Source organism: Gammaproteobacteria bacterium, from assembly GCA_021648145.1.
GTDB lineage: Bacteria > Pseudomonadota > Gammaproteobacteria > JAADGQ01 > JAADGQ01 > S141-38.
Map to the genome: position 1 here is coordinate 191,408 of JAKITI010000001.1, position 23,586 is coordinate 214,993.

The 23,586-nt window shown below is 41.3% G+C and carries 21 protein-coding genes; 14 read left to right on the forward strand and 7 right to left on the reverse strand.

Annotated features, from left to right (window positions below; genetic code table 11):
* Window positions 1-77 precede the first annotated feature (77 nt).
* Window positions 78-2,459 (forward strand): hypothetical protein, encoded by a 2,382-nt coding sequence (locus L3J70_00895; GenBank protein ID MCF6234930.1) that lies wholly within the window; start codon window positions 78-80, stop codon window positions 2,457-2,459.
* Window positions 2,460-2,709: 250 nt separating this feature from the next.
* On the opposite strand, the gene L3J70_00900 is transcribed toward L3J70_00895, so the two are convergent.
* Entirely contained in the window at window positions 2,710-3,558 is an 849-nt protein-coding gene (locus tag L3J70_00900) for an Rpn family recombination-promoting nuclease/putative transposase (GenBank protein MCF6234931.1), read from the reverse strand.
* 106 nt (window positions 3,559-3,664) lie between these two features.
* On the reverse strand, window positions 3,665-5,419 hold the full coding sequence (tadA, locus tag L3J70_00905) for a Flp pilus assembly complex ATPase component TadA (GenBank protein MCF6234932.1): 1,755 nt from the start codon (window positions 5,417-5,419) through the stop codon (window positions 3,665-3,667).
* A gap of 247 nt (window positions 5,420-5,666) precedes the next feature.
* Between tadA and L3J70_00910 the strand changes: the two genes are divergently transcribed.
* The 7 genes from L3J70_00910 to L3J70_00940 all read left to right on the forward strand — a co-directional run bounded on the left by L3J70_00910 (window position 5,667) and on the right by L3J70_00940 (window position 14,722).
* Window positions 5,667-6,653 carry a GGDEF domain-containing protein gene (locus L3J70_00910; protein MCF6234933.1) on the forward strand — a complete coding sequence of 329 codons (987 nt, stop codon included), beginning with the start codon at window positions 5,667-5,669 and terminating at the stop codon, window positions 6,651-6,653.
* Window positions 6,654-6,810: 157 nt separating this feature from the next.
* Window positions 6,811-7,797, forward strand: coding sequence for an agmatine deiminase family protein (locus L3J70_00915; protein ID MCF6234934.1), 987 nt, complete (start codon window positions 6,811-6,813; stop codon window positions 7,795-7,797).
* A complete protein-coding gene (locus L3J70_00920; GenBank protein ID MCF6234935.1) occupies window positions 7,797-8,684 on the forward strand; it encodes a carbon-nitrogen hydrolase in 888 nt (295 codons plus the stop codon). Before L3J70_00915 ends, L3J70_00920 begins: the two co-directional genes overlap by 1 nt.
* Before the next feature lie 23 nt (window positions 8,685-8,707).
* Window positions 8,708-9,736 (forward strand): protease SohB, encoded by a 1,029-nt coding sequence (gene sohB, locus L3J70_00925; protein MCF6234936.1) that lies wholly within the window; start codon window positions 8,708-8,710, stop codon window positions 9,734-9,736.
* Window positions 9,737-9,765: 29 nt separating this feature from the next.
* Window positions 9,766-13,245 carry a transcription-repair coupling factor gene (mfd, locus tag L3J70_00930; protein MCF6234937.1) on the forward strand — a complete coding sequence of 1,160 codons (3,480 nt, stop codon included), beginning with the start codon at window positions 9,766-9,768 and terminating at the stop codon, window positions 13,243-13,245.
* A gap of 26 nt (window positions 13,246-13,271) precedes the next feature.
* Entirely contained in the window at window positions 13,272-13,760 is a 489-nt protein-coding gene (locus L3J70_00935) for a VanZ family protein (protein ID MCF6234938.1), read from the forward strand.
* Window positions 13,760-14,722: a CIA30 family protein gene (locus L3J70_00940; GenBank protein ID MCF6234939.1), complete on the forward strand. Its 963-nt coding sequence runs from the start codon at window positions 13,760-13,762 to the stop codon at window positions 14,720-14,722. The genes L3J70_00935 and L3J70_00940 overlap by 1 nt, the downstream gene beginning before the upstream one ends.
* Window positions 14,723-14,736: 14 nt before the next feature.
* Here the strand turns inward: L3J70_00940 and L3J70_00945 are convergent, their stop codons facing one another.
* The 3 genes from L3J70_00945 to flgA form a co-directional block, all read right to left on the reverse strand.
* Window positions 14,737-15,237 carry a flagellar protein FlgN gene (locus L3J70_00945; protein MCF6234940.1) on the reverse strand — a complete coding sequence of 167 codons (501 nt, stop codon included), beginning with the start codon at window positions 15,235-15,237 and terminating at the stop codon, window positions 14,737-14,739.
* A 1-nt stretch (window position 15,238) separates the two neighbouring features.
* Complete coding sequence (locus tag L3J70_00950) at window positions 15,239-15,442, reverse strand: hypothetical protein (GenBank protein MCF6234941.1); 204 nt, start codon at window positions 15,440-15,442, stop codon at window positions 15,239-15,241.
* A 69-nt stretch (window positions 15,443-15,511) separates the two neighbouring features.
* The gene (gene flgA / locus L3J70_00955) at window positions 15,512-16,222 is read right to left on the reverse strand and encodes a flagellar basal body P-ring formation protein FlgA (protein MCF6234942.1); all 711 of its coding nucleotides are present in this window, start codon (window positions 16,220-16,222) and stop codon (window positions 15,512-15,514) included.
* Window positions 16,223-16,383: 161 nt separating this feature from the next.
* Here flgA and L3J70_00960 point away from each other — a divergent pair, with 161 nt between their 5' ends.
* On the forward strand, window positions 16,384-17,343 hold the full coding sequence (locus tag L3J70_00960) for a chemotaxis protein CheV (protein MCF6234943.1): 960 nt from the start codon (window positions 16,384-16,386) through the stop codon (window positions 17,341-17,343).
* Between the two features lie 76 nt (window positions 17,344-17,419).
* The gene (locus L3J70_00965; GenBank protein ID MCF6234944.1) at window positions 17,420-18,232 is read left to right on the forward strand and encodes a protein-glutamate O-methyltransferase CheR; all 813 of its coding nucleotides are present in this window, start codon (window positions 17,420-17,422) and stop codon (window positions 18,230-18,232) included.
* 21 nt (window positions 18,233-18,253) lie between these two features.
* Here L3J70_00965 and L3J70_00970 read toward each other — a convergent pair whose 3' ends face one another.
* Window positions 18,254-18,643 carry a hypothetical protein gene (locus L3J70_00970; protein MCF6234945.1) on the reverse strand — a complete coding sequence of 130 codons (390 nt, stop codon included), beginning with the start codon at window positions 18,641-18,643 and terminating at the stop codon, window positions 18,254-18,256.
* A gap of 152 nt (window positions 18,644-18,795) precedes the next feature.
* Here L3J70_00970 and L3J70_00975 point away from each other — a divergent pair, with 152 nt between their 5' ends.
* Genes L3J70_00975 through L3J70_00990 form a run of 4 tightly spaced genes read left to right on the forward strand, consistent with a single transcriptional unit; the run spans window position 18,796 to window position 21,719 of the window.
* On the forward strand, window positions 18,796-19,314 hold the full coding sequence (locus L3J70_00975; protein MCF6234946.1) for a DUF4198 domain-containing protein: 519 nt from the start codon (window positions 18,796-18,798) through the stop codon (window positions 19,312-19,314).
* Window positions 19,315-19,373: 59 nt separating this feature from the next.
* The gene (locus tag L3J70_00980; GenBank protein ID MCF6234947.1) at window positions 19,374-19,916 is read left to right on the forward strand and encodes a hypothetical protein; all 543 of its coding nucleotides are present in this window, start codon (window positions 19,374-19,376) and stop codon (window positions 19,914-19,916) included.
* A gap of 32 nt (window positions 19,917-19,948) precedes the next feature.
* Window positions 19,949-20,491 carry a hypothetical protein gene (locus tag L3J70_00985; protein ID MCF6234948.1) on the forward strand — a complete coding sequence of 181 codons (543 nt, stop codon included), beginning with the start codon at window positions 19,949-19,951 and terminating at the stop codon, window positions 20,489-20,491.
* A 49-nt stretch (window positions 20,492-20,540) separates the two neighbouring features.
* The gene (locus L3J70_00990) at window positions 20,541-21,719 is read left to right on the forward strand and encodes a lipase family protein (protein MCF6234949.1); all 1,179 of its coding nucleotides are present in this window, start codon (window positions 20,541-20,543) and stop codon (window positions 21,717-21,719) included.
* Window positions 21,720-21,737: 18 nt separating this feature from the next.
* On the opposite strand, the gene mutL is transcribed toward L3J70_00990, so the two are convergent.
* On the reverse strand, window positions 21,738-23,546 hold the full coding sequence (gene mutL / locus L3J70_00995) for a DNA mismatch repair endonuclease MutL (protein MCF6234950.1): 1,809 nt from the start codon (window positions 23,544-23,546) through the stop codon (window positions 21,738-21,740).
* Window positions 23,547-23,586 lie beyond the last annotated feature (40 nt).

Sequence of the window (23,586 nt, forward strand, 5' to 3'; positions counted from 1 at the left end):
AGAGGGGTTTGGCTATGTTGTATCAACTATTATTTAAGTATCGGTGTTGTTTTTCGAAACTCATACTCTGCGTGTTCATGAGTGCAGTGCCACTCTCTGTTATGGCTGCGACAGTCAAACCTGAAATTACAAGCATCAATGCACGCAGTGAACCTTCACAAATAAAAATTGATTTTAATATGCCTCTTTCGCCATGGAGTGCAATTGCAACAGGCAATTACTACATTAGTGATGGCGTACGCACACTTGATGCAAGGCTCAGCACAGATCGTACCGCTGTTTTGCTTGATACAACCCCGCTAAACGAAAACGGCACATATAAATTACTCACTTTCAATTTACTGGGTGACAGTGAATCTGATACGGCTCCTCCTCTGTTTAGCATACAATTGACAGATGATCCGAGTCGCTTGAATGTTGTATTTAATCAACCTGTGAGTCCCGGTAGTGCAGAAAATATCGACAACTACTTCATCACTAAAGAGGTTGAAATCGTCAGTGCGACACTCTCTGATGACTATCTTACTGTTGAATTGCAAGTCACCCCTGCACTTTCACCAGATGACACGCATACATTGGTGGTCGAAAATGTATCTCCTTTAAGACCCGCCCCAACAGAACCCTCAGCACCCGAACCTGGCAATAGTGAAAACAGTGTTGACCCGAACAATCCACTTCCTGTGATCACACTGTCAGCCGATGCTGCATTGATTGAATACAACAACATGGCGCGTATTAGCTGGGAAGTTGAGAATGCAACAAGTTGTGTAGGTTCCGGTGCATGGTCAGGCTATAAGCCCACAAGTGGCACAAGAAATATAGGCCCTCTTAAAGAAAACAGTGTATTTTTTCTAACCTGCCGTGGGCCAAATGGCTCTGCTACAAAATTTATCACTGTCAGTGTGCTGGCGGCAGAGCAGCCCACATTGACATTCAGTTCTAATAAAATGACTCTTCCCAGTAACAGCAAACCGGTTATTTCCTGGGCTGTTGAAGATGCAACCGTCTGTACTGCCTCGGGCGACTGGTCGGGCGAAAAAGCACCACAAGGCAGTGAACAACTTGGTTTGTTAACCAAGGATATCACCTTGTTCTTGACTTGCCGTGGCGCAGGTGGCAGTGCAATGCAATCGCTCAACATTATGATTGCCAAACCCCCTGTTATTATGCTCAGAACATCCCGAAGCACCATCGGTTATTTGGGTGTAGTCACTCTGAACTGGTATGCCACTGACGCAGAAATCTGCCAAGGCTCCGGTACGGATACAGGTGCAAGTCCAGTCACGTGCGGTGGTTTGGGTATGGATACAACACACAACAAAAATAACTATTACAATACGAGTGAGTGGCATAAATCTCCTCTGGAGACTCAAGGCACATTGAGCGTTGGCCCGCTCTGTGTTGATACTACATTTTTCTTGACTTGCACTGGTTCTGGAGGCACAACGACTGACTTTATCGATGTAAAAGTACTTGAGTCACAGCCTGATATTCGCCTTAATGCCAATCGTGCCTATGCCAAGCCAGGTGAAAAAATTACGCTGACCTGGGAGACGCTTCGAGTTAACTCATGCACCGCATCTGGAGGCTGGTCAGGGACTAAATCAGCTTTTCCAACGAACAGTGAAACAGTTGCTTCAATCACTGAAGACACCATATTTACACTCACTTGCAAAGATGACCGAGGGCGTAGTGCGGAACGTTTTGTCAAAGTCAGAGTAAAAACAGATGCCCCTTCTTCAACTGATAATAGTGATAAAGCAACAACAGAAAACAAACAATCACAACCCACCCCTGTTACGATTTTGAAAAAGCCTGTTGCGGTCACGACTGAAGAAGATGATGCTAAAAATCAATCTCAGAAACCAAAATTCATTGATATTAATAACAATGGAAAAAGTGATAAAGAAGAAGGGATATGCAATATATACGATGCAAATGAAGAAATAGTCGTGAGCATTCAGGCCAGTCAAGGCACATTAAGCTGTCTGAGTGCTTTAAGTGAGGATGAGTTAATGACGGCCATAAAATCTGATGGTCAAATTGACTCAATTCCTTTCGGATTATTTGATTTTCGAATTGAACAACTGCCAGCCAACACTCAGGTGACAGAAGTTATATTTTATTTTGAAACTCCCCCGCCAGCCCAAAGCCAGTGGTATCAGTATAATAAGGCAACAGATACTTTAGAAACCTATACAGGTTCAGTAAGCGTTGATGGCAATAAAGTTACGATACAGGCCACTGATGGTGGGTTCGGGGATTCAGATGGTGTGGCAAATGGAGTCATCAACAATCCAGTCGGGCCGATTATTCCAATAATCCAAGCCCTTAAAAAGCCTGTACTCGCACAAGATACCACACCAACAATCAGTGAAAAATATGGAGTCGGTGGGAACGGAGCAGGTTTTCTGGCACTGTTATTATTGGCTTTAATTAGAAGAAAAAGTTTGAGATAAGAGCGGTAGCTAAGCTTCCGGAAAATTCATGACGCTTTGGCACGTTCAATGGAGCTTCTTTTTATGTTCTTTTGCTCCAGTAACCTAGTTTTCTACTATTGTGCATTACAGCTTAACAGTAGTGCAGCATGAATGGCTGGATAAGATCCCCGCGACAGCATATCGCTTATATCAAAATACATTTCTCCCTCTGGAAAATTTATAATCTGTAGCTGGAGTAATAGGCTGGCAGGTTAAGGACTCAGCGTGATTAATCAAGATTGTTCACTTGGGTTTCACTCAGCCTAGTCAATTGAGTCACCTTAAATACAGACATACCGGAGGCCAGTAAATTACGCGCAATTTCTTCTCTCCCTTTCTGCATGCCTTTTTCCATACCTTTTTCCATACCTTGTTCCTCGGCAAGTTCCAGTGAAGATTTCTGGATATAGATAAACTCTTTACGTTTGTGCTGAGCTTCCAGCTCTTCGAGGCTCATGCTGCTTTCATCGATCAGAGAAAATGCTTTGGTCAGTGGAGCCTTGAAACTATCAGGAATAAAGTCCATTTCACCTGCGTGTTTTACAAAGTAGATCCACTGCTCATCAATGCCCTGTAGTTCATCAAAGGATGCAGTGAATTTTGGTAGTTCGACAAAGATCATCTCAATATCATCACTGTATTCGATCATCGTCTCTTTTTCGATCAGTTTAAAGCGGCTGGTTACCTGGTCAATGTTGGGGAACATCGTAAAATCGACCAGCGTTAGTGCGATAACGGGATTCAACAATGTGTAATCTTCGCCTTTTTCCAGTTGAATCGAATAATTTTTTGCCGCATTGTAGAGAATACGCTTTTCAAGCCCCTTGTGATTCAATACCTGCATTTCGATAATCACATGAGTGCCGTCATTGAGCACCGCCTTGACATCAACAAAGCTATCTTTCATGCCTTTGAGCATGGGAATGGTATAGGGATCGACAATGGTCAAATCCTTGACCTGCTGAATACTGCCCGCATATATCATTGAGTTTAGAAAACTGATCAAGATATCTTTACTATCGATACTGCCAAAAACCTTTTTAAAAGCAAAGTCAGTTTTAACGTCAAGAAATTTCATGGGCATACCTGATGTGCATTTATGTTTAATTGATATCCTTGTAGTTTAACACACGGCAGATAAGTCACAGTTTTTGATAAAATATCAGAAGAACTCTAAAATAGCATTAATATTCAAGCCCGATGGCGTAGACTTCTTCCATTGAAGTCAAGCCTTTGCGAGCAAGTTTGATGGCATTTTGCATTAATGAGACCATTCCATCAGATAATGCTTTTTCACGAATGACTCGTGCGGGGCTTCTGTTATTTACATGATTTAGAATCTCCGGTGTAACAACCAACAGTTCACAGATGTTGACGCGCCCTTTATAGCCTGTGTTAGAACAGACAAGACACCCCTTCCCTTTCCAGAATATCTCATCACTTTTTAAGCTGAATGCTTTCTGTATTGATGGCTCAATGAACTCTTCTACCAGGCACTTTGTGCAATTAAGACGTATAAGCCGCTGCGCCATGACTCCAAGCAAAGTGGAACTCAGCAGGTAAGGTTCAACCCCCATGTCAATCAATCGTGTAATCGCGCTTGATGAATCATTGGTATGCAGTGTACTCAACACCAAGTGCCCGGTGAGTGCCGCTTTATTTGCAATATGTGCGGTCTCTTCATCTCGAATTTCACCCACCATGATGACATCAGGATCATGTCGTAAAAAGTTTCTGAGTGCTTTTGCAAATGTGTAGCCCACATCATTTGCAACCTGCACCTGCTCTACATCTTCAATATCATATTCAACGGGATCTTCCACCGTTAAAATATGAGGTTTTCGTTTACTGATCTCTTTGATGATGGCATAAAGCGTTGTTGATTTTCCTGAGCCTGTCGGCCCCGTTACAAGAAAAATACCATGAGGGCGTTCCAATAGGTACTTTAATTGAAGGTACACCTTTTCTGATAACCCCAAATCATTTAACCCAAGCACACCTCTGTTTTTATCGAGAATACGAATTACCACACTCTCACCCGACATAGTAGGAATAATAGAGATTCGCAGATCCACTGATTTTCCAGCGGATACCATTTGTGATCGCCCATCCTGAGGTAACCGGCGCTCTGCAATATTCATACGGCCTATAATTTTGATACGACTGACCAGTGCTGCCAGCAATGATTTATTAAGTGTACGGTAATATTGCATTTTTCCATCAATACGATAATAAACATCAATCTGGTCTTTTTGTGGACGAATATTAATATCCGAGGCCTGGCTTATAACTCCGTGATGCACCAGTGAATTTAATAAACGAACAATGGGTTTTGCTTTTGCCTGTTGTTCAATGGTTTGATGGCTGTCAGACAAATCCAGCTCGGTAAACTCTGCATCTGAAGCAACTTCGATATCATTCAATGCATCAGTCTCATCAAATGAACTGTAATATTTACTCAGTGCTAAAGAGAGCTCTTTTGAAGAGCACATCAGTGGTTCAATGGCTTGCCGGGTATTAAAACGAAGTAATTCAATTCGTTTTACATCCAGTGGGTTTTCCATTAGTACAGCCAGTCGCCCATCAACCACTCCAAGTGGCAACACCTTATATTGCAATGCAATATAAGGTTTAAGTAGAGAGAGTGTATGCGGTGGGATATCAAAGCCATCCAGTTGAACGCAAGCGATGCCAAACTTATAAGCCAGTGCGACCTTGACTTGCCATGAATCTATAACACCCTGCTCAGTTAAAATATGCCCCAGACGTTTTCCCTTATCTTCATATGCCTGTCGTTTCAAAGCTTTTTCCAAAACAGTTGAAGTCAGCAATTTTCCTTTAAGTAAAATTTGTCCAAATAAAATATTTGTACGTGCTTTTCCTAGTTGCTGAATGACCGCTTCCAGATTCTGTTGATTTTTGATAATAAAAATTTTCACTCACAGACTTCTCATAGTACTTTTTAAACTTTCCTTGTTGCAGTCGCGCCGACTGTTTGACGATAAAAAACACGCTTTATACGGATTCTGTCAAACTATTGTCAATAGAGCGTTATTATATTGCTGTTTTTACTATAATTTATTGATTTTAAATAAAATTATAGTACTGGCATACTTTTAGCATAGCTTAAAACATGTTCAAAAAATATTTTACTTTTTAAATACTCAAGGACGTGAGGATCAAGCTATGATTGCAACACCACAAATGGTATATCAACACCCACATAAATCTGTTTTTCTTGATTTTTCTCCACAGAAAAAAAGTGAATCAGGTCGAAAAAAAATAGAATATGATTCTGGCCAGATCAGAGCACTTGAAATCACGAAAGCTTTACAATCAACACTCGACTATCAAAAGCTTATTGAAATATTTAGCCAGGAAATTAATAGCACTATTCCCCACGACAGTATTCATTATAGTGGCCCCCTACCTGAAATATCTTTTTCAACTGGAAATAAAAGCGAATACCTTTGCACTTATTTACTAACGCTCAATAACAAGCCTATGGGTGAGCTGAGTTTAACGAGAGTGACTGAGTTTAAAGAAAAAGAGATGGTACAGATAGAACCACTTCTACGCAGCCTTCTGTACCCACTGCACAATGCTCTTGCATATCAATCTGCATTACAGTCAGCATTGAAAGATCCGTTGACAGGAATCCCTAATCGAGCCGCGATGGATGATGCGATCAATAGAGAAATCAAACTGGCACATAGAAATGGCTCTCCTCTCTCTTTGGTTTCTTTTGATCTGGATCATTTTAAAAAGGTTAACGATCATTATGGGCATTCAAGTGGTGATGCTGTACTCAAAACCTTTGTAAGAACAGTGAAGCAATGCATACGAGAAACCGACATGCTGTGCCGTTACGGTGGTGAGGAATTTACAGTTATTTTAAGTCATACGGATCGTAATGGTGCAATTCGTCTATCAGAACGGATTCGTGAAGCCGTAGAAAATACGCCTTGCCGAACCAAAGATCTGACGATACCTGTCACGGTCAGTGTGGGTGTTTCTCACCTCACTTTGGAGGATGATCCTGTTTCATTATTTAATAAAGCGGATGCGGCACTTTATCAAGCCAAGACAGACGGTCGTAATTGTGTTAGGTTTTCAAATAGTTGGTACAGCCCAATCAATCAGGAGGCAACGATTGAATCGGCAGTGAATTAAAAAACAATGAATCAGGAACATTTTTCAGGAACGAGTACTAAATAGTTTATACATTGTGTGCTCGTTCCTAACCGAATGAATATAAGGTTTGATTAAAAATAGCTATACAGATACCACCCCAAAACTACCTGCCGAATGGCACCATCAAAGTGCGGTTATGCTCACATGGCCACATGACCGAAGTGACTGGCAACCCATTCTGGATCAGGTTGAACCTGTTTTTGTAAGTATTGCAAAATCAATCAGCCAGCACCAAAAAGTAGTCATTAACTGTTTTAATAAAACACAGCAATCATATATTAATGATTTGCTTCGTCTTGCTGAGATTGATAGTACTTCAATTATTTTCACACTAAACCCCTCTAATGACACATGGGTGCGTGATTATGGCCCCATAACAATTTACCGTAACAACCACCCTTATCTACTTGATTTTACGTTCAATGCTTGGGGTCACAAATTTGAATCAGAAAAAGATAATAAAATAACGCGTTTGCAGCATAAAAGCGGGACTTTTGGTCACACCCCTATTGAGACGGTTGATCTGGTGCTTGAAGGGGGAAGTATTGAAACCGATGGTCAAGGCACACTGCTGACAACTGAAGCCTGCCTGCTTGCCCCCAATCGTAACCCCCACCTAAATCGATCAAAGCTGGAACATATATTGTGTGAAAAGTTGGGCATTCAACGTATTTTATGGCTTAAAAATGGTTATCTCGCTGGGGATGATACCGACAGTCATATTGATACTCTTGCCCGCTTTTGTGATGCACAGACCATCTGTTATGTCGCGTGTGATGATGTTCATGATGAACATTACAAAGAGTTTAAAGCTATGGAGGAGGAGTTGAAATCTTTCAAAACAGTTCGAGGAAAACCTTATCGCTTGATGCCACTTCCCTGGCCAAAAGCCAAATACTCTGATGATGGGCAACGACTGCCTGCAACCTATGCTAATTTTTTGATCATTAATGGTGCGGTGCTCTTACCTACGTATAATGATCCTGCCGATGAAGCAGCGCTTGCTTGCCTGCAACTGTGCTTTCCAAACAGAAAAATTATCCCCATCCCCTGCCAAGCAATTATTTTACAATACGGTAGTTTGCACTGCTTAACCATGCAGTTGCCTGATGGGGTTTTATAATGAGCCAATATTTAAGCGTCGCTGCAATCCAGCATTCTTGCACGGGTGACCGTGATAAAAATTTGGCAACTACAATCCAGGGCATTCGTGATGCAGCGAAACAGGGTACAAATTTAATCGTATTACAAGAGTTGCATACATCACTCTATTTTTGTCAAACAGAAGACCCTGAGCTATTTGATCTTTCGGAAGCCATTCCAGGCTCAACAACCGATCAACTCAGCACGATTGCTGCAGAGTTAAATATCGTGATTGTCGCTTCAATTTTTGAGCGACGAGCTGCCGGTATCTATCACAACACAGCGGTGGTTCTCGATACAACACAAGGGATCGTTGGCATATACCGAAAAATGCACATTCCTGACGACCCTGGATTTCATGAGAAATATTACTTCACACCAGGTGACCTTGGTTTTCAGCCGATTGATACCTCGGTTGGCCGTTTAGGTGTACAAGTATGCTGGGATCAATGGTACCCAGAAAGCGCTCGTTTGATGGCATTAGCCGGTGCTGAATTACTTATTTACCCCACAGCCATTGGCTGGGATCTTGCGGATAATCATGAAGAACAGCAGCGCCAACTTAATGCCTGGATGACCATTCAACGTGCTCATGCTATTGCTAATGGAATACCTGTAATTAGTTGTAATCGCTGTGGTTTTGAGGGTGATGCAAGCGGTATAACCCAAGGCATTCAATTTTGGGGCAACAGTTTTATTGCTGGCTCACAAGGTGAAATAATTAAAGCAGCGCCAGCGGATCAATGCGCTGTACTGACTGCTGAAATAGATCTCAGTCGTACAGAACAGGTTAGGCGTATCTGGCCCTATTTCCGTGATCGGCGCATTGATGCTTACAATGGGTTATTATCCCGCTATCTTGATTAAATTTTATAAATAGAGGAACTTACGTGCTTGAATTATTGTTAGAGTATGGGCTTTTTTTCGCAAAAGTAATCACCATTGTGATCGCAATATTGATCATCACTGGTGGTATTTTTATGCAAATGAGCCGAGGTAAAAGTGCTTCAAAAGAGTCACATATCGAAGTCACTAAACTGAACACTAAATATGAAGAGATGACAGAAGCGCTCGAATCACATACTTTATCTAAAGCCGAACTGAAAAAACACCATAAAACTCAAAAAGCCAAAATCAAAGCACTTGAGAAGAGTGATGAAAAACGCGACTCTATTTTTGTGCTGAATTTTGATGGCGATATCAAAGCTTCTGCTGTCACCACATTGCGTGAAGAGATTACGGCAATACTCACCTGTGCAAAACACAGTGATGAAGTATTTGTTCATTTAGAAAGTGGTGGCGGCATGGTTCACGCTTATGGACTCGCATCATCTCAATTACAGCGCATTACAGACAAGAAAATTCCACTAACGATCTCAGTTGATAAAGTGGCTGCCAGTGGTGGTTATATGATGGCCTGTGTCGCAGACCGCATCATTGCCGCTCCATTCGCCATTCTCGGCTCCATCGGGGTGGTCGCTCAAATTCCCAACTTCAATCGAGTATTGAAAAAATATGATATTGATTATGAAATGATCACTGCGGGAGAATACAAAAGAACACTCACCCTTTTAGGTGAAAATACGGATAAAGCCCGTGCTAAATTTAAAGAAGATATTGAAGATACGCATGAACTTTTTAAAGACTTTATCACTGAAAATCGCACCATCGTCAATATTGAAAAAGTAGCCACAGGCGAGCATTGGTTCGGACGACGTGCCATTGAACTGAAATTAGTTGATGAGCTAAAAACCAGTGATGACTACTTACTGGAGCAGAGCAAAACAAAAGATTTGTACGAAGTCACCTATAAAACCAAAAAGCCTGTTTTATCAAAATTGACAAGCGCTTTTGGTAAAATACTCAATCGTTCTCCGCTGGCAAACCAAACAGTACAGAACCCGATTCACTACACATAATATATCCAACTCACCAACAATCAATCGTTATGGCTTCACCTGCAGATCAACAGAGCACAAATTCGCTGAGCCCGTTTACTCCAGCGTTACCTAAAAAACAGAATGACTCTCTGCAATGGGGGCAGTTACACGGCAGTAGCCTGGGCTTGGCAGTTGCATCAGCGGTTCAGAAACACTCAGGGCTGCTGCTGGTTTTAACAACCGATATGCAAGCCGCCACTCGTTTAGCCTATGAGCTTCGTTTTTTTACAGATGATCACGAAGAAGCGCCGATCTTAACTTTCCCTGATTGGGAGACTCTGCCGTATGACATATTTTCCCCTCATCAAGATATTATCTCGCAGCGCTTAAGCACACTCTACCGCCTTCCTTCAGTAAAGCGCGGTGTATTGATCGTACCGATTGCAACCGCCATGCATCGCTTGGCACCTCGCAGCTTTCTTGATGCCAGCACACTGCTGCTGGATGAAGGTGAAAAGTTTGATATGGATCAAATGCGCTTGCGGCTGGAGGAAGCGGGTTATCAATGCGTTTCTCAAGTGACAGAGCACGGTGATTTTTCAGTGCGTGGCAGCATTCTTGACCTCTACCCAATGGGTTCGAAACTGCCCTATCGCATTGATCTGTTTGATGATGAAGTCGACAGCATTCGTACTTTTGACCCAGAAAACCAGCGTTCGATTGAGCGTGTTAAACAGATTCGTTTACTGCCCGCACGAGAGTTTCCACTGCATAAAGAAGGTATCACTCACTTTCGCCTGGCATACCGCGAAGCTTTTGAAGGAAATACATCAAACAGTCCGATCTATCGTGATGTAAACAAAGGGCTTGCCCCTTCAGGCATTGAATATTATCTGCCTCTATTTTTTGATAAAACAAGCACATTATTTGATTACCTTCCCAGCAATACATTGCTGTTAACAGATAAAAAAATTGACGCTGCTGCTGAAACATTCTGGCAAGAGGCCAACCAACGTTACAATCAAAACAAATATAACCTTGAACGCCCCCTACTCCCGCCTGCTGAAATATTTTTACGCGTGGAGGAGTTATTCGGACAACTGCATGAATACCCTCGCATTCGTTTTCAGCAAGAGCCACTACCTGAAGGTGGCCATACAATCAACTATGGCATCCGCCCATTACCTTCATTAACGGTCGATGCACGAGCCGAGCAACCGCTTGCCACACTCACGCAATTTTTAGATAATTTTGATGGACGCTGCCTGATTATTGCTGAAAGCCCGGGGCGACGAGAAACCCTGCTCGAACTCTTCGCAAAACATCAGCAACACCCAGTCACACTTGATGGCTGGAAAAGTTTTCTTGAGAACAATACAACACTGGGCATTACGGTGGCGGTATTGGATGATGGCCTATGCAGCATCGAACCCGCCATTGCAATTATCACCGAACAACAGCTTTTTGGTGAGCAGGTCATGCAGCGTCGTCGTCGTAAAAATAAAGGGCGCGATAACGACACAATTATTCGTAATTTGACCGAGCTCACCATCGGCTCTCCTGTCGTGCATGAAGAGCACGGCGTTGGGCGTTATCTAGGGTTACAAACCCTAGACATGGGCGATATGGAGCGAGAGTTTTTGGTGCTTGAATATGCCAAAGGCGACAAACTTTACGTGCCAGTTTCATCATTGCACTTTATTAATCGCTATACCGGCGCTGAAAATGCACCCCTGCATAAATTGGGCAGTGATCAGTGGGAAAAAGCCCGAACACGCGCGGCGAAAAAAGTCTCTGATGTGGCCGTTGAACTGCTCGATATTTATGCAAGACGTGCCGCACGCCAAGGTTATCGTTATCAATTTGATGAAGAGCAGTATGCCGCTTTCGCATCTGCCTTTCCATTTGAAGAAACCCCGGATCAAGCCAGCACCATTCTGGCTATCATTAGTGATATGACATCTCAAAAACCAATGGATCGATTGGTTTGTGGTGATGTTGGCTTTGGTAAAACAGAAGTCGCGATGCGCGCCGCCTTTATCGCCGCTCTGGATGGTAAGCAAGTCGCCGTACTCGCCCCGACAACACTACTGGCTCAGCAACATTATGAAAACTTTAAAGATCGCTTTGCCGACTGGCCCATAAAAGTTGCCGTTTTGTCTCGTTTCCGATCCAAAAAACAGCAGGATGAAACAATTGCAGAGATTGCAGCAGGTCAGGTTGATATCATCATAGGGACCCATAAAATTCTACAAAAGAGTATCGGATTTAATAATCTCGGGCTGGCTATTATTGATGAAGAGCACCGCTTTGGTGTACGTCAGAAAGAGCGTTTTAAATCCATGCGCTCTGAAATTGACCTACTCACACTCACCGCCACCCCAATTCCACGTACATTGAACATGGCGATGGCGGATCTGCGTGATCTTTCGATTATTGCCACGCCGCCGGCCAAACGTGTCGCCATAAAAACATTCATCACGGAGTGGGATGATAATTTACTGACGGAGGCCATCATGCGTGAGCTGAAACGGGGCGGCCAAATTTATATTCTTCATAATGAAGTCGCAACCATCGAAAGAATGGTCACTCGTATTTCAGAGCTGTTGCCTGAAGCGACCGTTCAATTTGCACATGGGCAGATGCGTGAGCGTGAACTGGAGCAGGTGATGATGGATTTTTATCATCAGCGTTTTAATGTTCTGGTGTGCACAACCATCATCGAAAGTGGTATTGATATTCCAACAGCCAACACCATCATCATCAATCGTGCCGATAAATTAGGCTTGGCACAGCTCTATCAGATTCGAGGCCGAGTCGGACGTTCACACCACCGAGCTTATGCTTACCTGGTTACCCCACCGAAAAAGAGCATGAGCAAGGATGCTGTAAAACGGCTTGATGCCATCGGCTCATTAGAAGAGCTTGGAGCGGGTTTTACACTTGCAACTCATGATCTGGAAATTCGTGGTACGGGTGAACTGTTAGGTGATGAGCAGAGTGGGCAAATCAATGAAGTGGGTTTCACTCTTTATATGGAGCTGCTCGAACGTGCTGTGAATGCGCTTAAATCAGGCAATCAGCCCGAGCTGGAGCGCTCATTGGAACATGGAACTGAAATTGACCTGCAAGTGTCTGCGTTATTGCCCGCAGATTATCTGCCCGATGTGCATAGCCGACTGGTGCTTTACAAGCGAATTGCGAGTGCCGCTCATGTTGATGATTTGAATGAACTGCAAATTGAAATGATCGATCGCTTTGGTTTGTTACCCGATGCGGCTAAGAATTTATTGAAAGTGACCGAATTAAAACTCATGGCACAGCCCATAGGCATTCAAAAAATTGATGGCGGTGGCCAAGGATTCCGAATCATTTTTGGGGCAGATCCTAATATGGATCAAATGGCCATACTAAAACTTATTCAAACAGAGCCGCAAACCTATAAACTTGATGGCGCTGAAAAACTGCGCGTCATTAAAAAGTTACCCGAAGCGGCTGACCGCTTCCAGACGGTTGAAGAACTTTTGAAAAAAATTCAATCTAATTGAAGTCATACAAAAAAAGAGTATAAAAATTGTCTCGTTTAGTTTTATTATTACTCAGCATTATTGCATCATACATTGCATTCTCACCGCTAGAGATTGAAACGTATGGTGCTCTTGATGCATCACATCTGCCTGCATTTGGCATATTTACGGTCGCTATTTTTTTCAATGTGCCAAAGTTTCACAAACATTGGCGCTATACCATTACGCTGACTCTCTCGGTACTTCTCGTTTTTGCCGTTGAGTGGTTGCAAACGTTAGTGGGTCGAACTGCAAGCTGGGAAGACAGTCAACTCGGTCTCATCGGTGTCACACTCGCACTCATTGGAATTTATATATGGCGACATACAAAAGCGTCTTATCTGAAATGGTCTTATAGCACGGGCACCTTATTAATACTCTCACTATTTTTCTACCCTGTTGCACAAAAGTGGTATGAACTATCCCCTTACGCTCATCAGGGTTATGCTGGTGTCTACCATGTATTTACACAAATTATAGACTCCATTATTGGGTAATGAAAAAAAATTCATTACATCAAAGTTATATATTGCCACGTCTGATTTTATTCATTATTTGTGTTTCTGCAATAATAATTGCATTTCTCCCATACTCTTTTGGAGGCTATAATGAGTTTGCAAGTGAAGTTTTAAATACAGCTCATCTACCCGCGTTTGCTATTTTCACCTTGTCACTCTTCTCTAATATCCCCAAACATTTTGGAAACCGCCGTTACCTGATCGCATTAACTATCTCAGTTGTATTAGCAGTTGCTATAGAGTGGATTCAGGCACGTATCGGGCGTGAGGCCAGTTGGGAAGATGTCATGCTTGATTTGGTGGGAATTATGCTAGCGTTATCTGGAATTTACCTCTGGCAAAAAAATCAGATTCGTCTCCGCTGGGGGCATGCTGTTGTGACTTTGGGCATAATTATTTTTTTGAGTTATCCCATTGCAATAAAAGGCTACAGCATCTATTGGCAACAACAGCAGTTCCCTATGTTTGGGGACTTTGAAAGTGATATGGATCTTTATTTATGGAAGACACAAGGAGGAACTTCGGATACTCCAACTCGTGTTGAATTACAGGCCAACAATGCGACTCATGGCAATCAAGCACTACGTATCACTACTGGGCAAGGAGGCTGGGGCGGCATTTATTTTTTAACTTATGATGCAGATTGGTCAAATTATAAATACTTTACTCTCAATCTATTTAACCCGAGCGATCAAAATTTTAATTTTTTTATTCGCATTGATGACAGTGATGAACGTGCCCCCATTTATTACGAACATCGTTTCAATTATTCACAGAAAATGAACCCAGGTATGAATGAAATTCGTATTCCTGTTGACACTATTGCTACAAGCCTGAAAAGTAGAAACTTAAATATTAAATCAATACGTCGATTTATCTTATACTTAGAAAAAAACAGACCTTCACGCACATTCTATATTGATAATGTTCGTTTGGAATAATATTTTTTGGGGTACTAAACGACATTCATCATACGTTTAGTATGCTTAGGTACACACTGACCAGAAGGCTCGTATGAAGAGTTTTCAATCGGTTCGTTATAGATAATATTGAGTGCATGATGAATATTTTTTCGACTCATATGGATAATATTGCCATTCACTTGATTCTGTTTTTGGCATTTTTTCAAGACATGAGCTAAATTTTGCCACTGTTTTTTCACACCCTGCATGCCATTAGCCTCACACTCGTTAACAAAAGCTTCCGCACCTGTTCGATTAACAGGGTATGAGTTTTTTTCAATCATCTCATAAACACTTTGAGTTAACTGCTCTAATTCCACCAAATAATCCTGCTTCATTTCTGCAATGTTTTGCAAATGAGTCAGAGAACGAATCTTAAGTTCATCATACTCTTTGTTTAAACATTTCAATAAGCGTATTGATAGTTTTAACTGTTTAATCAACAAACCACCAAAAGCCAGATAAACAGATTGATTTGAAGTTTTTTTAGTCATTTCATTTTATAAACGTATGGTTAAGTAATTTTTCAAAAGAAAATAATTTTTCTGAAACACGTAAAAAATCAACTAGGTATTCTCCATTTACTTGGGAACTTTGAATGCTTTTAACACGGTTTAGATCAAAAGTACTGGGCTCATTAATCGTTTTCTTTCTTAAAAAAACCGGCATGGATTGGTTGCCATAAAACTGAACATTCATCGTTTAATTACCTATTGTTTACCCTCTCCACGTAACGGCGTGCTTGCAGGAAACTTAAGATGTTCAGACCTACATTGCGACCTCCACCACACCTTTTTTATAGATGCGGCCTTCAATAATTTGGTTTGACAGTAAATTTTTTACTTGCACTCGTTCGCCTGCGACCGCATCTTTTAATATCTGGCCTTGCATACGAACCACAACCCCATTCCCTTTCGCCAAAATAATGACGCGTTCACCACGCTCTGCAATGTTAGGAGGGCGTATATTTGATGCGGTTAATACCGCTCCACTGGCTAAAGGGCGTTTCACAAAGCTCCCTTCCACCTCTTGGGTATTTTTAAAATAACCCTGAGTCAAACGACTGATATCTTTTTGAACCAAAGTCACATTATCCATGCCAATCATTGAACCTACGGGCAGTGATTGACTCGTGACTAAAACCATATCAGAGATCTTAATTGATGCCTGGATGTAGAGTGACCATGGCTGTTTACCTTTGCACTTAACCCCGACTGTAATACGGCCAGACGGCCTTTGCCCCATAGAGCGAGCAATATCCAATGGAAGATCACACTTTACTAATTTTAAACGTGAATCAATAGAATCCACTTTAATTTCATGCTGCTGATACTCATTTTTATTGATATTGAGTTCCAAAAAATTACTGACGGATTTTTTTATTACGTCATGAGAATGAAATTCAGTCGCATAAACATCCGAAAAAATTAAAAGCATGACAAAAGCGATGTATTGAGAAAAAAATTTTATATTGTTCATTTCTTTTACCTATTTCTATAAACTCATTCATTGCAAACAAACATGCAATTTTAAAGCCAGATAAGGAACGTACACGAAATTGTCGCTAGAATTTAAGGCAATACTCTGCAGGCCGATACTTAATTCCATTGCAACAAAAAATATTAATAAAGGATTATTAAATGGCAGATCTATTGGCAGGTGTCGACCAGCGAACCCAGCTTGTAGGGCATAACCGTATCGAGCTATTGCTCTTCAGGCTCGAAGGTAAACAGCGCTACGGCATTAATGTATTTAAAGTTCAAGAAGTCATACAGTGCCCTCCTCTCACACATGTTCCAAACACTCATTCAATGATTTGTGGTGTTGCCACGATCCGAGAAAAAACAATTCCAGTCATTGATCTGGGTAAAGCCATTGGCCTGCAGCCCATTGAAAATATATCCGATAAATTTATTGTTGTGAGTGAATTTAACCACGCCGTGATCGGCTTCATAGTCTGGAGTGTTGACAAAATTGTGAATAAACCATGGGAAGAAATACTGCCCCCTCCAGCAGGCGCAGGAAAAGACAGCTACGTCATTTCCGTGACCCAAATTGAAAAAGAGCTGATAGAAATTATTGATGTAGAAAAAGTAAGAGCTGAAATCATCACCACAACCACAGTGCCTTCTGATGATATTCTTGAGCAAGGAAAAGAGAGGGGCACTGATGAGTTGGATGAAATCCATGTGCTTGTTGTTGATGACTCAAGCGTTGCAAGAAATCAGGTGAAACGTACCTTAGAGCAGCTTGGTATGAAATGTACTTTAGCTAAAAATGGACGTGAAGCGCTTGAAATGCTTATTGACTGGCATACGAATGACACAGAAATGTTTAATAAAGTAGATCTTGTACTCTCTGATATAGAGATGCCTGAAATGGATGGTTACACACTTACGACCAAAATACGTGAAGACGATCGGCTTGCAGGAAAGTACATCATTCTTCACTCCTCATTAAGTGGTGTATTTAATAATGCCATGGTTGAAAAAGTGGGTGCCGATAAATTTATTGCTAAATACAACCCCGATGAACTCGCTAAAACAGTGCTTAATGCTTGTGAAGCAATTGATCTGGCTCGAAGAGAAGCTCTGGCTTAAAGAGCTACCCACAAACAGGCTAATAAGGCAGTATGCCCCCAACTATACGTGAGCTAATACTATGGCAGACAATGAGATGTCTTCACAAGAATATACCGAATTCCAAAAGTTTCTTGAAAAATCATGCGGTATTGTATTAGGTAATAACCGTCATTACCTGGTTAATAGTCGCATCAAAGGTTTAATGGGTGAGCATAAAATTTCATCTATCACTGAGCTGACAAATCGTCTGAAAAATCCAGCTAATATTCCGTTAAGAAAACAGATTATTGATGCAATGACAACCAATGAAACGAGTTGGTTTCGTGATCAACACCCTTTTGAATCCTTAAAAAATATAATTTTTCCCGAGATTAAAAAAAATAACTCATTAAATATATGGTCGGCCGCCTGCTCCTCAGGGCAGGAGCCTTACACAATCAGTATAACGATTGAAGAGTATTTAAAAAGTAACCCTGGAAGTTTTTCCAATAACATCAAAATCACCGCGACTGATATATCGTCCACGGTACTGTCCGAAGCAAAAAATGCAACTTATGATTTATTATCCATATCACGAGGTTTAAGCGATGATCGACAAGAAAAATTCTTTAGCCCTATCAGCAATAAATGGAAAGTTAAAGATAAAATTTCCAGACGTGTGACCTTTAAAGAATTTAACTTGCTTGACAGCCCTGTAGGGCTGGGTAAATTTGATGTTATATTCTGCCGTAATGTTCTTATCTACTTTTCTCAGGAAAACAAAGCAGAAATTATAAAAAAATTCTCTAAAGCACTCAATCCTAGTGGCTACCTTATTCTCGGTTCGTCGGAAAGCATGCCTTCGACGTTAAATCCATTGTTCGATATGATCAGAATCAAGCGTGGAATAGTCTATAAAGCCAAGTAGAAAAATATGGAGTTATTATAACTATTGCCCACGCATAAAAAATTTATCGAGATCATTCATGCTCATCTGTATCCAGGTTGGTCTGCCGTGATTACATTGGCCGCTGCGCTCCATATCTCGTAACAAACTATTCATTTCGGCAATACTTAGTTGTCGGTTTGCCCGCACCGAACCATGACAGGCCATCGTGGCCAGCACTTGGTTAATCTCTTCTTTAATTCGTGTGCTGGTGCCATACGTATTCAAGTCCGCCAGTATATCTCTCACCAGTTGCTCCACATCTGCGTGACGCAACATGGCGGGCACTTCACGCACCACAAGTGATGTTTTGCCTAACGGATTAATACCCAAGCCGAGTGTTTTGAGTATGGTTTCATGCTCTTCAACCAGTATCGTCTCTTGCTCGCTCACATTCAACGTGAATAATTAGTGTATTTAGTAAGCTGTCACAGTAACCTGTGGGGGGCAGGGGTAATCTTGATTGCTTGTAACTTAAATTAATGTTTGGTGAGATTTAAGAAGAGGTACTAGCGTTTTTTTGAAAATTTAACTTAAGGATTGATATGGTGTTCTCTTTTTGCAAAAATTTTTTTTATCGAAGGCTCACAGTCGCTATTGTGATACTTGCTGTTACAGGCTCTCTTCTTTTACTTTCAACACAGGCAGTAGGAAATATGTTTGGTTTATTTAAAAAATATGACGTTCATTTGTCGCCTGAAGTTCATGGTGTTATTACTGAAAAAGGAAAAGCTGTTGTAGGTCTTGAAGTTTTTCGAGGCTTAACGTATGGCGATGAAAAAGAATTGGTAGATAAAACTACAACCGATGCGGAAGGAAAGTTTTCTTTTACGGAAAAAATCATTCGTTCAAGAAAACCTGGTTCCATGTTTGACGAATCGACTATTAGGCAAACTATAGATGTAGATTATCAAGGTGAAAAATATATTTTGTGGTATACCCATGCAATAGGTTTTGAGCCTAATCTAGCATTAACGGAACGTCTAGATAATTTAAGTTGTGAGTTAACTAATTCAGAAGAAGAATTTGAGTTTGATAGCTATGAATATCCACAAGCAGGCTAGCTAGTGCACAGTGTTTGTCGCTGGTAACTCTTTAAAAATTTAGTTTAAGGATTAATATAGTGTTTTCTTTTTATAAACCTTTTTTTAATCAAAGACGCACAGCTTTTATTGTGATACTTGCTGTTACAGGCTCTCTTCTTTTACTTTCAACACAGGCAGTAGGAAATATGTTTGGTTTATTTAAAAAATATGACGTTCATTTGTCGCCTGAAGTTCACGGTGTTATTACTGATCAGGGAAAACCTGTTGTTGGTCTTGAAATTCTTCGGGGTTTAACCTATGGCGATGAAAAAGAATTGGTAGATAAAACCTTAACAGATACAGAAGGAAAGTTTTCTTTTGCGGAAAAAAATATTCGCTCAAGAAAACCAGGCTCTATGTTTGACGAATCAAGAATCCGACAAGTTGTCGTTGCGAAAAATAAAAATAAAGACTATATGTTGTGGTATACACAAGCAATAGGTACTGAGCCTAATTTGGCATTAACGGAACGTCTAGCAAATTTACGCTGTGAGTTAACTACTTCAGAAGAAGAGTTTAAGTTTGATAGCTATGAATATCCACAAGCAGGCTACCTAGTGCACAGTGTTTGTCGTTGGTAACTCTTTAAAAATTAATTTTAAGGATTAATATAGTGTTCTCTTTTTACAAAACTTTTTTTCATCAAAGACGCACAGCTTTTATTGTGATACTTGTTGTTATAGGATCTCTTCTTTTACTTTCAACACAGGCAGTAGGAAATATGTTTGGTTTATTTAAAAAATATGATGTTCATTTGTCGCCTGAAGTTCATGGTGTTATTACTGAAAAAGGAAAAGCTGTTGTAGGTCTTGAAGTTTTTCGAGGCTTAACGTATGGAGATGATAATGAACTTATAGATAAAACCTTAACAGATACAGAAGGAAAGTTTTCTTTTGCGGAAAAAAATATTCGTTCAAGAAAACCAGGTTCTATGTTCGACGAATCAAGTATTAGACAAATTATAGATGTAGAGTATGAAGGTAAACGTTATTTTCTTTGGGGAACATTAGCTAAAGGAATCAAGCCTAGCCAAGCTGTTACTCAGAGATTAAGTCAACTGAACTGCGATTTAAATGATACCGAAGAAGAATTAGAATTTCAAAATATTGAAGACCCTAGATGGGGATATTTAGTGAAAAGTATTTGTCGCTGGTAACTCTTTAAAAAATTAATTTAACTACAAAACATTTCTAAAGGATTAATATATGCCAACTATTTCCCCTCACATAGCTTCATTGTTAGCAGAAACTGCGTATCAAATTCAAAAACCAGATCGGTTTGGAAAATATACGATTCAGAGTTTGGAAGCAAAAAAATCAGAAAAACACTTTGATTTTGATCTATCCAACGGCCCCATCAAAGGTGTGTCGGGTGGTTTTTTTTCGCATCTTTTTAATAAAACCACAGGTTTTGCATTGATCGGTCAAGGAAAGGGCATGTACAAAGGCGATCATGTTATTGCTATTAGAGGTACTGCTTCATTACACGATGGTTTAACGGATGCTCATTTTGGTTTTACTGGCTCTGAAACAGGTGCAACAGTGCATGCGGGTTTCAACAAAACATTTAACACCATGAAGCCAGCTTTTACGCAATATATTAAGCAAGCAAAAGCGCAGGGTGCTATTCGTACCGTACATTGTGTTGGGCATAGTTTAGGTGGTGCTTTAGCAGGTTTAACTGCTGACTGGCTAAAAAACGCATACAACATGCCGGTTAACTTATATACCTTTGGTGCGCCACGCATTGGTTTACAGGGTTTTTCAGCACAAACAACCGCAAGGCTTGATAACATATTTCGCTGTACACACGGCGCCGATCCTGTGCCTAAAGTACCGTTATGGCCTTTTATTCACGCACCTTACAACGGCACCGAATTTCGTTTAAATAGCGGGCAAGGCTTTAGCCCTAACGCCCATAAAATGGGCGTAAATGGTACCCCAGGTTATGTAAATTCAGCAAATAGTAGTGATTGGGGGGCATTGCAAAGGCGCTCTGATAATTTTTTAAATACCCCTGTTCGCCTTGATTACGACCACCGCCACCAAGCCTCTTATAGTGCGTATTGGGCTGATAAAATCAGTTCAGCTTTGATCACCCTATTAAAAGATGCGGGATATTATAGCGCGATACTGGCACAAGCGACCATAGGTTCATCCTTAACCTTTTATGATCTGGTTTCAAGAACGTTAGTGAAAGTTGCACAAGCATCTGTTAAATATTCTAAACAAGTTGCAGGTCTTCTTGGGCATATGTTGGTATTTGCAGGGCAAGTTTTATACAAATTAGGTGAAATTACCTATGAAGTCATAAAATGGGTATTTGATAAAACATTAGTCGTATTGTACCGCTCAGTAAGAGAAGCGATCAATGGTGCAATTTAATTGTATTTTGAGTTATAACTATTGCCCACGCATAAAAAGTTTATCGAGATCATTCATGCCCATCTGTATCCAGGTTGGCCTGCCGTGATTACATTGGCCGCTGCGCTCGGTGCGCTCCATATCTCGTAACAAACTATTCATTTCAACAATACTTAATTGTCGATTTGCCCGCACCGAACCATGACAGGCCATCGTGCTCAGCACTTGATTAATCTCTTCTTTAATTCGTGTGCTGGTGCCATACGTATTCAAGTCCGCCAGTATATCTCTCACCAGTTGCTCCACATCGGCATGACGTAACATGGCGGGAACTTCACGCACCACAAGTGATGTTTTTCCTAATGGATTAATACCCAAGCCGAGTGCTTTGAGTATGGCTTCATGCTCTTCAACCAGCATCATCTCTTGCTCGCTCACATTCAACGTGACGGGAACAAGAAGTGGTTGAGCCACTACTTTCCCATCACCCATCAGTGTTTTCATACGCTCATAAGTGATGCGTTCATGCGCCGCGTGCATATCCACGATCACTAATCCCGCTTGATTTTGTGCCAAAATATAAACGCCATGAATCTGCCCCACTGCAAAACCTAAAGGTGGAACTTCATCATCGCCAGAATTTTCCATTTTAATTTGTGACCCTGCCTTGGAAGGCTGGGATAATGAACCCGATGAGCGTGGTGAGTAGAACGCTTTGTATGCTGCGATATGTTCATTGACCGCAAGGGGCATGGATTGCTGTTTAGAAGGCATATAGTCCACTACGGGGTGACGAGTGGCTTCTGAAGCCGTCGATTCATTTTCAATAACTTCACCCTCTTGACCAGGCCTCACCTGTGCCAGGGTTTGCTTGACTGACCTCAGTAAAAAGTCATACACCATTCGGCTTTCACTGAAACGGACTTCATGTTTGGCGGGATGCACATTCACATCCATTTCTGAGGCAGGTAATTCAAGGTATAAAACATAGGCCGGATGCCTGCCGTGATAAATGACATCCTGATACGCTTGGCGCACAGCATGAGCCAGCACCTTGTCTCGAATCACACGCCCATTGACATAAAAATATTGCATATCGGCCTGACTACGTGAAAAAGTCGGCTGGGCAATCCAACCCGAAAGGCGCAAGTCTGTGCCTTCAAACTCAAGGTGCAACGCACTTTCCATCAAGGGTTTTCCGCAAAGTGTTGCGATACGCTTCTCTTGTTCATTTATCGTATGAGCGGGGCGCAGTGAGTAAACAACTCTATTGTTATGCGTTAAATTAAAACCTACATCAAAACGTGCCATTGCAATGCGTCTGACAACGGCTTCAAGGTGTTTGAATTCTGTTTTTTCTGTACGCAAAAATTTACGCCGTGCGGGTGTATTAAAAAAAAGATCTCGCACTTCAATCGTTGTGCCAATATTGTGCGCTGCGGGTGCTAAGTCCAACAGATCTTCTCGACCATCGCCACGAACTTGCCAGCCTTGGGAAGCCTCTTTTTGCATCGACGTTAAAATTAAACGTGAAACCGATGCAATACTAGGCAACGCTTCACCACGGAAACCCAAAGTAGATACATTAATCAGATCATCCAGGCTCGCTATCTTACTGGTCGCATGACGGCTCAATGCCAGGCTGAGATCATCCTTATGAATACCATAGCCATTATCCCTGATGCGTATTAAGCGAAGCCCCCCCTGTTCAATGTCGATATCAATTTGACTCGCACCTGCATCAAGGCTATTTTCCAATAGCTCTTTTACTACAGAAGAGGGACGTTCAACCACTTCACCCGCAGCAATCTGATTCGCAAGTTGTGGAGGTAAATGCTGAATTCGCATGGCGCTAAAAAATACCGACTGTTTGTTTTAAATATTAAAT